The 13,219-nt window shown below is 60.9% G+C and carries 14 protein-coding genes; 10 read left to right on the forward strand and 4 right to left on the reverse strand.

Features of this window, described 5'->3' with window-relative positions:
• The first annotated feature begins 7 nt into the window (after nucleotides 1–7).
• The 9 genes from AC1DY9_RS03185 to AC1DY9_RS03225 are packed head-to-tail and all read left to right on the forward strand — an operon-like array spanning nucleotide 8 to nucleotide 7,832.
• Complete coding sequence (locus AC1DY9_RS03185) at nucleotides 8–496, forward strand: hypothetical protein (protein ID WP_457280402.1); 489 nt, start codon at nucleotides 8–10, stop codon at nucleotides 494–496.
• Nucleotides 497–500: 4 nt separating this feature from the next.
• On the forward strand, nucleotides 501–662 hold the full coding sequence (locus tag AC1DY9_RS03190; protein ID WP_457280403.1) for a hypothetical protein: 162 nt from the start codon (nucleotides 501–503) through the stop codon (nucleotides 660–662).
• On the forward strand, nucleotides 659–1,126 hold the full coding sequence (locus tag AC1DY9_RS03195) for a GNAT family N-acetyltransferase (RefSeq protein ID WP_457280404.1): 468 nt from the start codon (nucleotides 659–661) through the stop codon (nucleotides 1,124–1,126). The genes AC1DY9_RS03190 and AC1DY9_RS03195 overlap by 4 nt, the downstream gene beginning before the upstream one ends.
• On the forward strand, nucleotides 1,126–2,154 hold the full coding sequence (meaB, locus tag AC1DY9_RS03200; protein WP_477666033.1) for a methylmalonyl Co-A mutase-associated GTPase MeaB: 1,029 nt from the start codon (nucleotides 1,126–1,128) through the stop codon (nucleotides 2,152–2,154). The genes AC1DY9_RS03195 and meaB overlap by 1 nt, the downstream gene beginning before the upstream one ends.
• Nucleotides 2,151–3,023 (forward strand): alpha/beta hydrolase family protein, encoded by an 873-nt coding sequence (locus AC1DY9_RS03205; RefSeq protein WP_477665767.1) that lies wholly within the window; start codon nucleotides 2,151–2,153, stop codon nucleotides 3,021–3,023. The genes meaB and AC1DY9_RS03205 overlap by 4 nt, the downstream gene beginning before the upstream one ends.
• 31 nt (nucleotides 3,024–3,054) lie before the next feature.
• Nucleotides 3,055–4,587, forward strand: coding sequence for an acyl-CoA carboxylase subunit beta (locus AC1DY9_RS03210; protein WP_477665768.1), 1,533 nt, complete (start codon nucleotides 3,055–3,057; stop codon nucleotides 4,585–4,587).
• Between the two features lie 7 nt (nucleotides 4,588–4,594).
• Nucleotides 4,595–5,281, forward strand: coding sequence for a hypothetical protein (locus tag AC1DY9_RS03215; protein WP_457280407.1), 687 nt, complete (start codon nucleotides 4,595–4,597; stop codon nucleotides 5,279–5,281).
• Nucleotides 5,282–5,307: 26 nt separating this feature from the next.
• Nucleotides 5,308–7,359 (forward strand): acetyl-CoA carboxylase biotin carboxylase subunit, encoded by a 2,052-nt coding sequence (locus AC1DY9_RS03220; RefSeq protein WP_477666034.1) that lies wholly within the window; start codon nucleotides 5,308–5,310, stop codon nucleotides 7,357–7,359.
• Nucleotides 7,356–7,832: a VOC family protein gene (locus AC1DY9_RS03225; protein ID WP_457280409.1), complete on the forward strand. Its 477-nt coding sequence runs from the start codon at nucleotides 7,356–7,358 to the stop codon at nucleotides 7,830–7,832. Before AC1DY9_RS03220 ends, AC1DY9_RS03225 begins: the two co-directional genes overlap by 4 nt.
• Nucleotides 7,833–7,840: 8 nt before the next feature.
• Here AC1DY9_RS03225 and rsxB read toward each other — a convergent pair whose 3' ends face one another.
• The gene (gene rsxB, locus AC1DY9_RS03230) at nucleotides 7,841–8,530 is read right to left on the reverse strand and encodes an electron transport complex subunit RsxB (RefSeq protein ID WP_457280410.1); all 690 of its coding nucleotides are present in this window, start codon (nucleotides 8,528–8,530) and stop codon (nucleotides 7,841–7,843) included.
• A gap of 74 nt (nucleotides 8,531–8,604) precedes the next feature.
• On the reverse strand, nucleotides 8,605–10,017 hold the full coding sequence (locus AC1DY9_RS03235; RefSeq protein ID WP_477665769.1) for a polyhydroxyalkanoate depolymerase: 1,413 nt from the start codon (nucleotides 10,015–10,017) through the stop codon (nucleotides 8,605–8,607).
• Nucleotides 10,018–10,288: 271 nt separating this feature from the next.
• Here AC1DY9_RS03235 and ygiD point away from each other — a divergent pair, with 271 nt between their 5' ends.
• A complete protein-coding gene (gene ygiD / locus AC1DY9_RS03240) occupies nucleotides 10,289–11,143 on the forward strand; it encodes a 4,5-DOPA-extradiol-dioxygenase (protein ID WP_477665770.1) in 855 nt (284 codons plus the stop codon).
• Between the two features lie 130 nt (nucleotides 11,144–11,273).
• Here the strand turns inward: ygiD and AC1DY9_RS03245 are convergent, their stop codons facing one another.
• Both AC1DY9_RS03245 and AC1DY9_RS03250 read right to left on the reverse strand, forming a co-directional pair.
• On the reverse strand, nucleotides 11,274–11,876 hold the full coding sequence (locus AC1DY9_RS03245; protein ID WP_477665771.1) for a nucleotidyltransferase family protein: 603 nt from the start codon (nucleotides 11,874–11,876) through the stop codon (nucleotides 11,274–11,276).
• Nucleotides 11,860–13,056 (reverse strand): amino acid aminotransferase, encoded by a 1,197-nt coding sequence (locus AC1DY9_RS03250; protein ID WP_477665772.1) that lies wholly within the window; start codon nucleotides 13,054–13,056, stop codon nucleotides 11,860–11,862. The genes AC1DY9_RS03245 and AC1DY9_RS03250 overlap by 17 nt, the downstream gene beginning before the upstream one ends.
• Nucleotides 13,057–13,219: the final 163 nt, after the last annotated feature.

Genomic DNA, 13,219 nt, shown 5'->3' on the forward strand with positions numbered 1-13,219 from the left:
TCCCATCATGCTGCTTGCCGGTGCGCTCAATGCGTATGCAAACCCGCCGCAAGAGTGGATCAGGACAAGCAAAGCCGATCCAGCGTTGATTTGTAGCGAATTGCAGTCCTCATTCCCTAAAAAGCTAAGCGAGGCTGTGGCTTTGGGTAAGGTGAAAAGCCAGACGGTCGAGTCTGCTGGGGAGTATTGCGAGCCAGAAAATTCCTGCGAGATAAGGACGCTCGATTTTGTGGGCTTGAACGCCAGGTTGCTGGTAACGAAGAAGTCGCAGGACATCAGCGTTTTGACCTTCAAGGTCAATGAACCCCATTGGCATTTTCTCAGGCAAGTTCAAATTGGCGAGACGCTTTCATCTGTGAGCCAGAAATTCGGGGTGCCGATCAGCGCCACGATGCCCTCCCCGATAAAGCTACTGGGGGAATGTGCCGGTCTGCTGCTGGAGCACAGGAGTGGACGGGTCATGAGTATTGATGTTGACTGCCAAGCCTGCTGGTAAAGCAATGAATACCCTGACCGCCCTGCTAGACGGCGATGCGATGGCCCAGCGCCGCGCCATCGCCAAAGTCGTCATGCTGATGGAGTCCATCCGCGTTGATCCTGGCCGGCACCGCGGATGTGCGGGACCAGATTCAAGCCGTTGTTGCGAAAGGAGTGTGCGGTGACAGACATCAGTTCCCGCTTGTCCTTGCAGCCGGTGCTTGCCGGCGACTTCGAGGACATGCTGGCCTTGCGCGTCGACGCCATGCGCCCCAGCCTGGAGCGTGTCGGGCGCTTTGACCTTGCGCGCTCGCGCGAGCGCCTGTTAGCGGGATTCATTCCGCAGCACATGCAACACATCCTGCTCGATGGCGAGCGTGTGGGTTTTTTCACGCTCAAGCCTGAAGGCGAAGCGGCCCTGCGGCTTGATCACCTGTATTTGCGCAGCAGTGCCAGCGGCCAGGGCATAGGCGCATGGGTACTGCGGCTGGTGCTGGCCCAGGCGCGCGAGGGCGGTCTGGTTGTCAGGCTCACCGCGCTGAAAGAAAGTGATGCCAACCGTTTCTATCTGCGCCACGGTTTTGTGCTGCAAGGCGAAGAGGGCGTGGATCTGCACTATGTATGGTCAGTGACGGAGTTGGCGACGTGATGGCCGCGCCCGATTTCCTCCAGGCCATCATGGGCCCGGACCCAATGGTGCAGCGCCGCGCCATCGCCAAGGCCATCACGCTGCTGGAGTCCACCCGCGCCGACCACCGGGCACAAGGCGACGAGTTGCTGACTGCTTTGCTGCCCAATACCGGCAAAGCCATGCGCCTGGGCATCAGCGGCGTGCCCGGCGTGGGCAAGTCCACCTTCATCGAAGTGCTGGGCCTCTACCTGATCGCGCAGGGCCACCGTGTCGCTGTGCTTACCGTCGATCCTTCCTCTTCAGTCTCGGGTGGCTCCATCCTGGGTGACAAGACCCGCATGGAAAAGCTCTCGGTGCATGAGCGTGCCTACATCCGTCCCAGCCCTTCCGGCGGCAACCTGGGCGGTGTGGCCGAGAAGACGCGAGAGGCCATGTTGGTGTGCGAGGCCGCCGGGTACGACGTGGTGATCGTAGAAACTGTCGGTGTGGGGCAGAGCGAAACCGCCGTCGCCAATATGACCGACATGTTTGTGCTGATGCAACTACCCAATGCCGGCGACGACCTGCAAGCCATCAAAAAAGGCGTGATGGAGCTGGCCGACCTGGTCATCATCAACAAGGCCGACATCGATGCCGACGCGGCGATGCGGGCCGAGGCGCAGATTACTTCCGCCATGCGCCTGTTCGGCCTGGTCAATAACGCGATGAATAGCACGCAGGCCGCCAGCTTCGACAAGAACTGGCACCCGCAAGTCATCCAGCTCAGCGCCCTTCACAACAAGGGCGTGGACGTGTTCTGGAAAGCCGTGACGCAGTTCAAGGCCCTACAGACCGCCAACGGCCAGCTGGCAGCACGCCGCAAGCAGCAGTCGCTGGCCTGGATGTGGGAACGCATAGACGCCGGCCTCAAGCAGGCTTTCCGCCAGGATCCGCAAGTGCGCGAGCGCCTGCCCGGCCTGCTCGCTGAGGTGGCGCGTGGCGAAGTGGCGGCATCGACAGCTGCGAGGAGCTTGTTGGCCCTGGCATCCAAAGAGGGGAACTCATGAAGAAAATCGCCATTCTTTGCGTACTGCTTCTGCAGGCCTGCCTCGCCTGGGCCGGCGGCATGGTCGCCGGCGAGCCGCAGAGTTTTGTCTTCACCGACAAAGGCTATTTCGCGGACAAGCCCGTCACGGTGCATTACTACAAGGCGCGCAGCGCTGGTCCGGATGCGCGGGTGATGATGGTGATCCACGGCGCGGAGCGGCAGGGCTCGCGCATGCGCGACAACTGGATGCCCTTTGCGGAGAAAAATAAACTCATCGTGCTGGCCCCGGAGTTTGACGAGGCGCGGTTTTCTTCCAGGTTGTTCAACATGGGCGGCATTGAAAGCCGTGATCGTGCCCAGTGGTCTTTCCAGATCGTCGAGCATCTTTTTGATTTTGTCCGTGCTGGTGAGGGCCTCGCGGCGAGCGACTACCTGCTGTTCGGCCACTCGGCAGGTGGGCAGTTTGTGCACCGCTTCATGCTGCTGACCGAGGCACCCCGCGTTTCAGTCGCCGTGGCGGCCAATGCCGGCAGTTACACCATGCCCCGCTATCCAGGTCTGATGGAAGACAAATTCCCTTACGCGCTTAACGAAAGCATTGTCAGCCCCGACAAACTCAGGCAGGTTTTTGCCCGCAAGCTGATCGTGCTGCTCGGTGAAACTGACATAAAAACCGATGAGGCCAACCTTCCCAAGGCCAGGCAAGCCACCGCCCAGGGCGTGAACCGCTTTGAGCGCGGCACCCACTTCTTCGAGCAGGCCCAGACGCAGGCGCAGAAGCTGGGCACCCCCCTGGCCTGGGAGCGTGTCACCGTGCCGGGCGTGGGGCATGACTCACGCCGTATGAGCCAGGCCGCCGCGCGCCTTTTGTTTGAACCCGTTAAATAAATTTCACCGTCCCACCATTGCGGAATACACCATGCAAGAAATCCTTGAACAACTCGAAAAGAAACGCGCTGCGGCGCGCCTGGGCGGCGGGCAAAAGCGCATCGATGCGCAACACGGCAAAGGCAAGCTGACGGCGCGCGAGCGGCTGGAACTGCTGCTCGACGAAGGCACGTTTGAAGAATGGGACATGTTTGTCGAGCACCGCTGCACCGACTTCGGCATGGAAAACAACAAGGTTCCCGGCGACGGTGTGGTCACTGGCTACGGCATGATCAACGGCCGTTTGGTGTTTGTCTTCAGCCAGGATTTCACCGTGTTCGGCGGTGCCCTGAGCGAAGCCCATGCCGAGAAAATCTGCAAGGTGATGGACCAGGCCATGAAGGTGGGCGCACCAGTTATTGGCCTCAACGACTCGGGCGGCGCCCGCATCCAGGAGGGCGTGGCTTCGCTGGGCGGTTATGCCGATGTGTTTCAGCGCAACGTGATGGCCAGCGGCGTGATTCCGCAGATCAGCATGATCATGGGGCCGAGCGCCGGCGGCGCCGTGTATTCCCCCGCCATGACCGACTTCATCTTCATGGTCAAGGACAGCTCCTACATGTTTGTCACGGGCCCTGAGGTCGTCAAGACCGTGACCCACGAGGAAGTCACGGCCGAGGAGCTGGGCGGCGCCACCACCCACACCACGCGCAGCGGCGTGGCCGACCTGGCATTCGAGAACGACGTCGAGGCGCTTCTGATGCTGCGTCGCCTGTACAACTACCTGCCGCTGAACAACCGCGAAAAGGCTCCGGTGCGCCCCAGCGCCGACCCGGCTGGCCGCATGGACCTCAGCCTGGACACGCTGGTGCCTGAGAACCCGAACAAGCCGTACGACATGAAGGAACTCATCGTCAAGACGGTGGACGACGGCGATTTCTTCGAGATTCAGCCCGAGTACGCGAAGAACATCATCATTGGTTTTGCTCGCATGGAGGGGCAGACGGTGGGCATCGTCGCCAACCAGCCTTTGGTGCTCGCTGGTTGTCTGGACATCAAGAGCTCCATCAAGGCAGCGCGCTTTGTACGCTTTTGCGATGCCTTCAATATCCCGGTCATTACTTTTGTCGACGTGCCCGGCTTCATGCCCGGCACGTCACAGGAATACGGCGGCATCATCAAGCACGGCGCCAAGCTGCTGTATGCCTATGCCGAATGCACGGTACCGAAGATCACTGTCATCACGCGCAAGGCCTATGGCGGCGCTTATGACGTGATGAGCTCCAAACATCTGCGCGGCGACGTCAACTTCGCCTGGCCTAACGCCGAGATTGCCGTGATGGGCGCCAAGGGCGCGGTGGAAATCATCTTTCGTGAAGACAAGGGCGACCCGGCCAAGCTGGCTGCCAAAGAGGCCGAATACAAGGCTCGCTTTGCCAACCCATTCGTCGCGGGCGCGCGTGGGTTTATCGACGACGTGATCTTGCCGCATGAGACGCGCAAGCGCATCTGCCGTTCGTTGGTGATGTTGCGGGACAAGAAGATTGAGAACCCGTGGCGCAAGCACGGCAACATCCCGCTGTGAACGTAGCATGATCAGCCACTATCCCCGATTCCGCGAAGGCGCGGCACCCGGCCTTGTGCCCAAGCTGGGCGGCTTGCCCTGGGGGCTGCCCGCGCATCTTTGGCCCGTTTGCAAGGAGTGCGGGCGGGCCATGAGCCATCTTGCGCAACTGCCGGCCGCTGTTCCTGAACTTCCGCTCGCGGATGGCGAAGTGCTGTTCCTTTTCAAGTGCGAGTGGGACAGTATCTGCAGCTTCTGGGAGTCTGATGCCGGCGCAAACGCCGCCTTCACGGTGCCGCAAAGCCAACTGGGCACGCTTGCAACCGACCCGCCCGCCGCTGCCAGTGACGGGCTGCCGGCTGTGCTGTCCGAGTTGGGCGTCGTGAGCTGGCGCACTGACGACGATGGCGCGCCGCCCGAGCTCGAAGAGGCCTTTTACGATTACACCCGCCACTTTGAGCTGCCGCCGGAGCTTGGACACCCCCACGACTGGGAGAGCCCCTGGTGCACCAAAAGTGGAGGCGTTCCCTATTGGACCGCCAACGGTGCGCAGCGGATGCCGCCCGGCCGGCTGTTTCTGCAGATTGACAACTGGGTAGAACTGGAGAGTGGCAGTGCGGCCGAGGTCGCCAACTTCTGCTCGGACGGCATCGCTTACGTGTTTGTCGATCGCTCACAAAATCCACCGATTTACACGATGTTTATCAACCGCTGAGGCGGTTAACGAAGACAGGCTCAATGATGTTTAAAAAAATACTGATCGCAAATCGAGGTGAGATCGCCTGCCGGGTCATCAAGACAGCCCGCAAGATGGGTATCCAGACCGTTGCCGTCTATTCTGACGCCGACAAGGACGCGCGCCATGTCGAACTGGCGGACGAAGCCGTCAACATCGGCCCCGCGCCCAGCCGTGACAGTTATCTGCAGGCCGACAAGATCATCGCGGCCTGTAAGCAGACCGGCGCGCAGGCGGTGCACCCCGGCTACGGCTTCCTGAGCGAGAACGCGGGCTTTGCCAAGCGGGTCGAGGAAGAGGGCATCATCTTTATCGGTCCCAAGCACTATTCGATTGCCGCCATGGGCGACAAGATCGAATCGAAAAAGCTGGCCGGTGCGGCGGGTGTGAATTGCATTCCCGGCGTGAACGATGCGATTGAAACGGCCGAGAAGGCGGTGGAGATTGCCAAGGGCATCGGTTACCCGGTGATGATCAAGGCCTCGGCCGGCGGCGGGGGCAAGGGCTTGCGGGTGGCCTTTAACGACAAGGAAGCATTCGAAGGTTTCACGAGCTGCCGCAATGAAGCGAGGAACAGCTTTGGCGACGACCGCGTCTTTATCGAGAAATTTGTCGAGGAACCTCGCCATATCGAGATTCAGCTGCTGGGTGACAGCCACGGCAATGTGATTTACCTGAACGAACGCGAGTGCTCCATTCAGCGGCGCCACCAAAAGGTGATTGAAGAGGCGCCGTCGCCTTTCATCAGCGACGCGACGCGCAAGGCCATGGGCGAACAGGCGGTGGCCTTGGCCAAGGCCGTGAAGTACCAGAGCGCTGGCACGGTGGAGTTTGTGGTCGGCAAGGACCAGAGCTTTTACTTCCTCGAAATGAACACCCGCCTGCAGGTAGAGCACCCGGTGACGGAATGCATCACGGGGCTGGACCTGGTGGAGCTGATGATTCGGGTGGCGGCCGGCGAGAAGCTGCCGATCGCGCAGAAAGACGTGCAGCGCAATGGCTGGGCGATTGAATGCCGTATCAATGCTGAAGACCCGTTCCGCAGCTTTTTGCCTTCTACCGGACGGCTGGTGCGCTTTCAGCCGCCCAAGGAGACGATGTTCGCGGCCGACACCTCGCAGTTGTACGGCGTGCGCGTGGACACCGGCGTGCAGGACGGCGGCGAGATCCCGATGTTTTATGACTCGATGATTGCCAAGCTCATCGTGCACGGCAAGGATCGCAAGGACGCCATCGCCAGGATGCGCGAGGCGCTTAACGGTTTCGTCATTCGCGGTATCTCCAGCAACATTCCTTTCCAGGCGGCTTTGCTGGCGCACCCGAAGTTTGTGGCGGGCGACTTCAATACCGGCTTCATCGCCGAAAACTACAGCAAGGGCTTTCATGCCGAAGACGTGCCGCATGACGATCCTTCGTTCCTGCTGGCGTTGGCTGCTTACGTCAATCGCCGCATGCTGGGCCGTGCCGCCGGCATCAGCGGACAGCTGCCGGGCCATGGCGTGACGGTGGGGGAAGAGTTCGTTGTGGTGAGCCTGGGCTCTGCGGGGCAGAACACGCAGCACCCTGTAACGGTGCGAAATTATCAAGCCCAATCGGGCTCCGGCACAGTAGATACGGGCGCTAGTAGCTATGAAATTTGTAGCAACTGGCATCTGGGCGGCGCGCGCATACGCGGCACGGTGAATGGGCAGCCTTTCGCCGCGCAGGTGGAGCGCGGTGTGGGCCGCAACCCGCTGGCCATCCGCATTGCGCACAACGGCACACGGCTGGATGCGCTGGTGCTGTCGCCGCGCGCGGCGCAACTGCATGCGCTCATGCCCTACAAGGCGCCGCCGGACATGAGCCGCTATGTGCTCTCGCCCATGCCGGGCTTGCTGGTGGATGTGGCCGTGCAGGTGGGTCAGAAAGTGCAGGCCGGTGAGCGCGTGGCCGTGATTGAGGCGATGAAGATGGAGAACGTGCTGTTTGCCGTAGCCGACGGCGTGGTCGGCAAGGTGCTGGCGGCCAAGGGCGAATCGCTCAGCGTGGACCAGCCGATTGTGGAGTTCCAGGCATGAGTGCCACTCGACCCTTCAAAGTGCTGGGCATCCAGCAGATCGCCATCGGTGCCACCAGCAAAGACCGGCTGCGCACGCTGTGGGTCGACATGCTGGGCCTGGAAGTCACCGGCAACTTTGTCAGCGAACGTGAAAACGTCGATGAAGACATCTGCGCGATCGGCAGCGGCCCGTTCAAGGTCGAAGTTGACCTGATGCAGCCACTGGATGTGGACAAGAAACCCGCGGTGCACACCACGCCGCTCAACCACGTGGGCCTGTGGATAGACGACCTGCCCAAAGCCGTTGAGTGGCTGACGGCCAAGGGGGTGCGCTTTGCACCCGGCGGCATTCGCAAGGGCGCAGCGGGTTTTGACATCTGTTTCCTGCACCCCAAGGCTAACGATGAGTTTCCTGTTTCGGGTGAAGGTGTACTGATTGAATTGGTGCAGGCACCGCCCGAGGTGATCAAGGCTTTCTCTGCCCTGGGCTGAGGGGCTGCTCAGTCTTTTTTGCCGCTTTTTTCGCGCTGCACACGGGCCCGGGCCAGGGCGGCCTCAATCACCATGCGCTTGCGGTCCGCCACGGCGGGGTCGCCCTCGGGGCGTGCAGCTGAAGCTGGTAGCGGGGCCTGTGGCGGGTTTTTCGCTTTCCCTGCGCCTTTGTCCTCCGGGCTTGTGCTGTTCCTGTACCGGTTCTGATGGAATTCATAACGGGCTCTGGCGGTGTCGGCCTCTTGCGGAGACCATGCCGTCCAGCCCGTGCGCTCGCCGGTGACGTTTTCCAGGCTGATGCAGTCGACAGGGCAGACCGGTATGCACAGCTCACAGCCTGTGCACCAGGGCTCGATGACGGTGTGCATCATCTTGTTGCTGCCCATGATGGCGTCGGTCGGACAGGCCTTGATGCACAAGGTGCAGCCTATGCACCAGTCTTCATCGATGAAGGCGACAGCACGTGGGCCTTCGGTACCGTTGGCGGGATTGAGCGGCTGAACGGGCTGACCGGTGATGGCCGACAGCCGCTGCACGCCTTCGGCGCCGCCTGGCGGGCATTGGTTGATGGGGGCCTGACCTGTTGCAATGGCCGTGGCATACGCCGCGCAGTCAGGATAGCCGCAGCGGGTGCACTGGGTTTGGGGCAGTGCGGCGTTGATGCGCTCGAAAAGGCTGGAGTCGGGGGGGGAGGTCACCCGCCTATTGTCCTACCAGTCATGGCCCGCTCTGCCTGCGCTCTACCTTCGCGACTCCGGCCTTGCCGCCGCCCTCAAGCCTTCTTGCTGCGTGCTGCTTTTTTTGCCGCCGGCTTTGCTGCGGCCTTCGGGGCGGCTTTGGCGGCAGGCTTTGCTGCTGCGGTGCGCACCGGTTTTGCTATCGTTTTGGTAGCTGCTGGCGCACGCTTGGATTGGGTTGGAGCCCGATTGTTCTCAAGAATGAAGGCCTTGACCTGCGGGTAGACAATCTCGCGCCAGCGGCGGCCGCTGAAAATCCCGTAGTGGCCCGCGCCCTTGACTTCCAGGTGCTTTTGCAGTGCCTTGGGGATGTTGTGGCAAAGACCGTGTGCTGCCTCGGTCTGGCCAGAGCCCGAGATATCGTCCAGCTCGCCTTCGACCGTGAAGTGGGCTGTGGTCTTGATGTCTTCGGGCCGCACACGCTCAATTTGGCCATCCACGCCCTTGACGTCCCAGGTGCCGTTGACCAGCTTGAATTCCTGGAACACCGTCTTGATGGTGTCAAGGTAGTAGTCGGCGTCCATGTCGAGCACGGCGTTGTACTCGTCGTAGAACTTGCGGTGCGCCTCGGCACTGGCGTCATCACCTTTGAGCAGGTCCTTGAAGTAGTCGTAGTGGCTGCTGGCGTGGCGGTCGGGGTTCATCGCGACGAAGCCGGTGTGCTGCAAAAAGCCGGGGTAGACGCGGCGGCCTGCGCCCGGAAAGTTGCTCGGCACGCGGTAAATCACATTGTTTTCAAACCACTCGTAGCTCTTGTTCATGGCCAGGTTGTTCACGGCCGTAGGCGATTTTCGGGCATCGATCGGGCCGCCCATCATGGTCATGCTCAAGGGCGTCGTTTCGCCTCGGGAGGCCATCAGCGACACGGCAGCGAGCACCGGCACAGTGGGCTGGCAAACGCTGATGACGTGGCAATTGCCGTAAATACCCTGGAGGTGGCGAATGAACTCCTGGACGTAGTTGACGTAGTCGTCCAGGTTGAATGAACCTTCAGAAAGCGGCACGGTGCGCGCATTTTTCCAGTCGGTGATGTAGACCTTGTGGTCTTTGAGCATGGTCTTGACCGTGTCCCGGAGCAAGGTTGCATAGTGGCCCGACAGCGGCGCCACGATCAGCACGGCGGGCTCGCCCTTCAGGCCTGTCAGCGTGGCGGGATCGTCGGTGAAGCGCTTGAAGCGGCGCAGCTCGCAAAAGGGCTTGTCGATTTCCACGCGTTCGTGGATGCTGACCTCGGTGCCGTTGACATCCACCGTCCGGATGTCAAAAGCCGGTTTTTCGTAGTCTTTGCCCAATCGGTAAATCAGGCTGTAGCCGGCGGCTACGCGTTGTGCAAACGGGTTTTGGCCCATGGGCGACAGGGGATTGCCGTAGAGCTTTGCAGCGGCTTGCGCAAAGTCGACAAAGGGCTCCATCAAGGTGCGTTGGGCTTCATAGACTTGGTACAGCATCGGGGTCGACCTTGGGGTTAGGGTTACTTCGGTAAATCGTAATATGTTGCAGTGCAATATAACAGGGGGTTGCCGCACTGATTTGAGGATAACCACCAATACCGGGCGGTTTTCACACTGTTGACGCCAAAAGCACCACGATGGTGCCAGCCTGGCTTGCGGACCGAGAAACCGCCACCACCTGCGGAATTGAAAGAACACTTACCATTCTGCCTGCAGCCGGTGGTTTTTGCCCGCCCTGAAGCTGCAGCCCTTCAACAGGAAAAACAACATGCTTCCCCCGATTGACGTCTCCGCACTGGAGCAGCTGGCCTCCCTGAAGAAATCAGACCGGATGCCGGTGCTTTTTGTGGGCCACGGCAGCCCGATGAATGCCATCGGCGACAACGAGTACCGGCGCAGCTGGCAGGCGCTGGGCGCCGAGTTTGGGTCGAAATTCCCCAGGCCGCAGCTGATTCTGTGCGTTTCCGCCCATTGGCTGACCGAAGGCTGGTGGCTGACGGCCATGGACAAGCCCAAAACCATCCACGACTTTGGCGGCTTTCCGCAGGAGCTCTTCGACCAGCAATACCCCGCGCCCGGCGACACCGCGGCGGCGCAGGTGATCAGCCAGTTGGTCAGGCAGCGCGCATCGGCGCCGCTCGGCCTCGACGAAGGCGAGTGGGGACTGGACCACGGTGCCTGGTCGGTGCTCAAGCCCATGTTTCCGGATGCGGACATCCCGGTCATCCAGCTCAGCATGGATTACAGCCGGGCTCCCGACGAGCACTATGCGCTGGCAAAGCAGCTGAAGGCGTTGCGGGACCGCGGCGTGCTGATCGTGGCCAGCGGCAATATCGTGCACAACCTGCGCCAGATGCAGCGCGGGGCCGCGGGTAACCAGGCCTACGACTGGGCGCTGGAGTTTGACCAGACTATCGGTGGTTATCTGCAGCAGGGCAATCTGGATGCGCTGCAGAATTTCCAGAAGCTGGGCCAGGTGGCGAAGATGGCGCACCCCACCCACGAGCACTACCTTCCGCTGCTGTATACGGCGGGCGCGGTTGACGCGAAGGAGCCAATACGGTTTTTCAACACCAGCTTCCAGGCTGGCTCCATTTCCATGCGGTCAGTAATTTGGGGATGAATCCGTTGGAGCGGAGTGTCAGATAGCTTTTTGTGCTATTAAATTGATAGCTGCTTGCGCTTGTCAGTCATGGTCTGCAGCCGTTTTTTTTGAAGAGCCTGGCTTTTGCCACTGCCGTGCTGGGGGCCGGTCAGGCCACTTGCGGATGGATAACCTGCAGCCAGCTCCAGCGATCCTGATAAGCCTTCGCCTTTTTCTCGAACAGCGGCAGGTGGTTGCACAGCAGGTTGGGGCTGAGCTTGCCCTGGTACAACTGCGCCAGGCCGTTGGGCGCATAAAGCTCTACATCCGTCCGCTCCGCAGTATTTGCCCTTAAGCCGACACACGTACAGCTCACCAGAAACCGGTCGATGCCATCGCGGGAGCTTTGCAGGGCGGGGTAGGGGAAGCCGAAATACTCCTGATACCAGGTATGGACCCTGGCCTGGTTTTTGGCTTCCACCACAATGCCCCGGCCCGCAAAGCAGGCGCTGACACGTTCATTGACGGCTGCTTCGCCTGCGCCTGAAAGGTCGGCAGGGTCAAAGTAAAACAGGTCGTAGTCTTTGATGTGGGCTTCGGGTGGCTGGCCCGCGTGCAGGTTCCAGATTGTCTGGAAGAGGCATCCCGCCACCAGCCATGCGTCGGGCAGTCCCAGCGCAGGCAGGTGTTCCAGAATGAACCGGTTGTGGCGGTTTTTCAGCGCGTCCCGGATGAATTCATCCGGGAGTACGGCCTCAGACGACCTTGGCAATCGACGCGCAGACGTAGTCGATGTTCTTGCTGTTCAGGGCGGCCACGCACATGCGGCCGGTGTCGGTGCCGTAAACGCCGAATTCATTGCGCAGGCGCACCATCTGGTCCTTGCTGAGGCCCGAGTAGCTGAACATGCCGATCTGGGCGGTGATGAAGCTCATGTCCTGCTTGACGCCGGCGGCCTTCAGGCCGTCCACGAGCTTTTGGCGCATGGCCTTGATGCGCACACGCATTTCGCTCAGCTCTTGCTCCCATTGGGTGCGCAGCGCGGGGGTATTGAGCACCGTGGCCACCACCATGCCGCCATGGATCTGCGGGTTGCTGTAGTTGGTGCGAATGACCAGCTTGAGCTGCGACAGCACGCGGTCGGCTTCGTCCTTGGATTCGCACAGCACCGACAGGGCACCCACGCGTTCGCCGTAGAGGCTGAAGCTCTTGGAAAAGGACGTCGACACGAAAAAGCTCAGGCCGGCAGCCACAAATTTACCGATGACGGCGCCGTCTTCCGCAATGCCGTGGCCAAAGCCCTGGTAGGCCATGTCGAGGAAAGGCGTGAGCTTTCGCGCCTTGACGGCGGCGATCACCTGGTCCCACTGGGCTGCGGTGATGTCGTAGCCGGTCGGGTTGTGGCAGCAGGCGTGCAGCACGACGATGGTGCCTTCGGCGGCTGCATTGAGGGCGGCGAGCATGCCGTCGAAGTTGACGCCGCGCTTGGCTGCGTCATAGTAAGGATAGCTTTCAACCACGAAACCGGCCTGGCTGAAAAGCGCGCGGTGGTTTTCCCAGCTCGGGTCCGAAATCAGGACTTTGGCATTGGGGCTGAGCTTTTTCAGGAAGTCGGCGCCGATCTTCAGGCCGCCTGTGCCGCCAATGCCCTGCGCGGTGGCCACGCGGCCGCTTTTGACAGGTTCGCTGTCGACGCCGAAAACCAGGCCCTTGACGGCCGCATCGTAGGCGGCGATACCGTCAATTGGCAGGTAGCCGCGCGCCTTGGGAGATTCCATCATGAGTTTTTCTGCCGCCTGTACGCATTGCAGCAGGGGGAGCTTGCCGTTGTCGTCGTAGTACACGCCCACGCCCAGGTTGACCTTTGCAGGATTGGTATCGGCATTGAACTGCTCGTTCAGGCCCAGGATGGGGTCACGCGGGGCCATTTCGACAGCGGTAAACAAAGACATGAAATATCCTCAGAGAAGTGAAAAGAAGGCGAAAGCGACGATAGGGGGTTCAGGTCACGGATTTAGGTCACAAGCTGACCGGAAAAAAGGCTACAAGAGGTGTCAAAAGCGATAGCGGGGGCAACTACAAGGCGAATGGGGATTGCAATTTCCATTTTCGGCC

The organism is Polaromonas sp. P1_F6, from assembly GCF_056405695.1.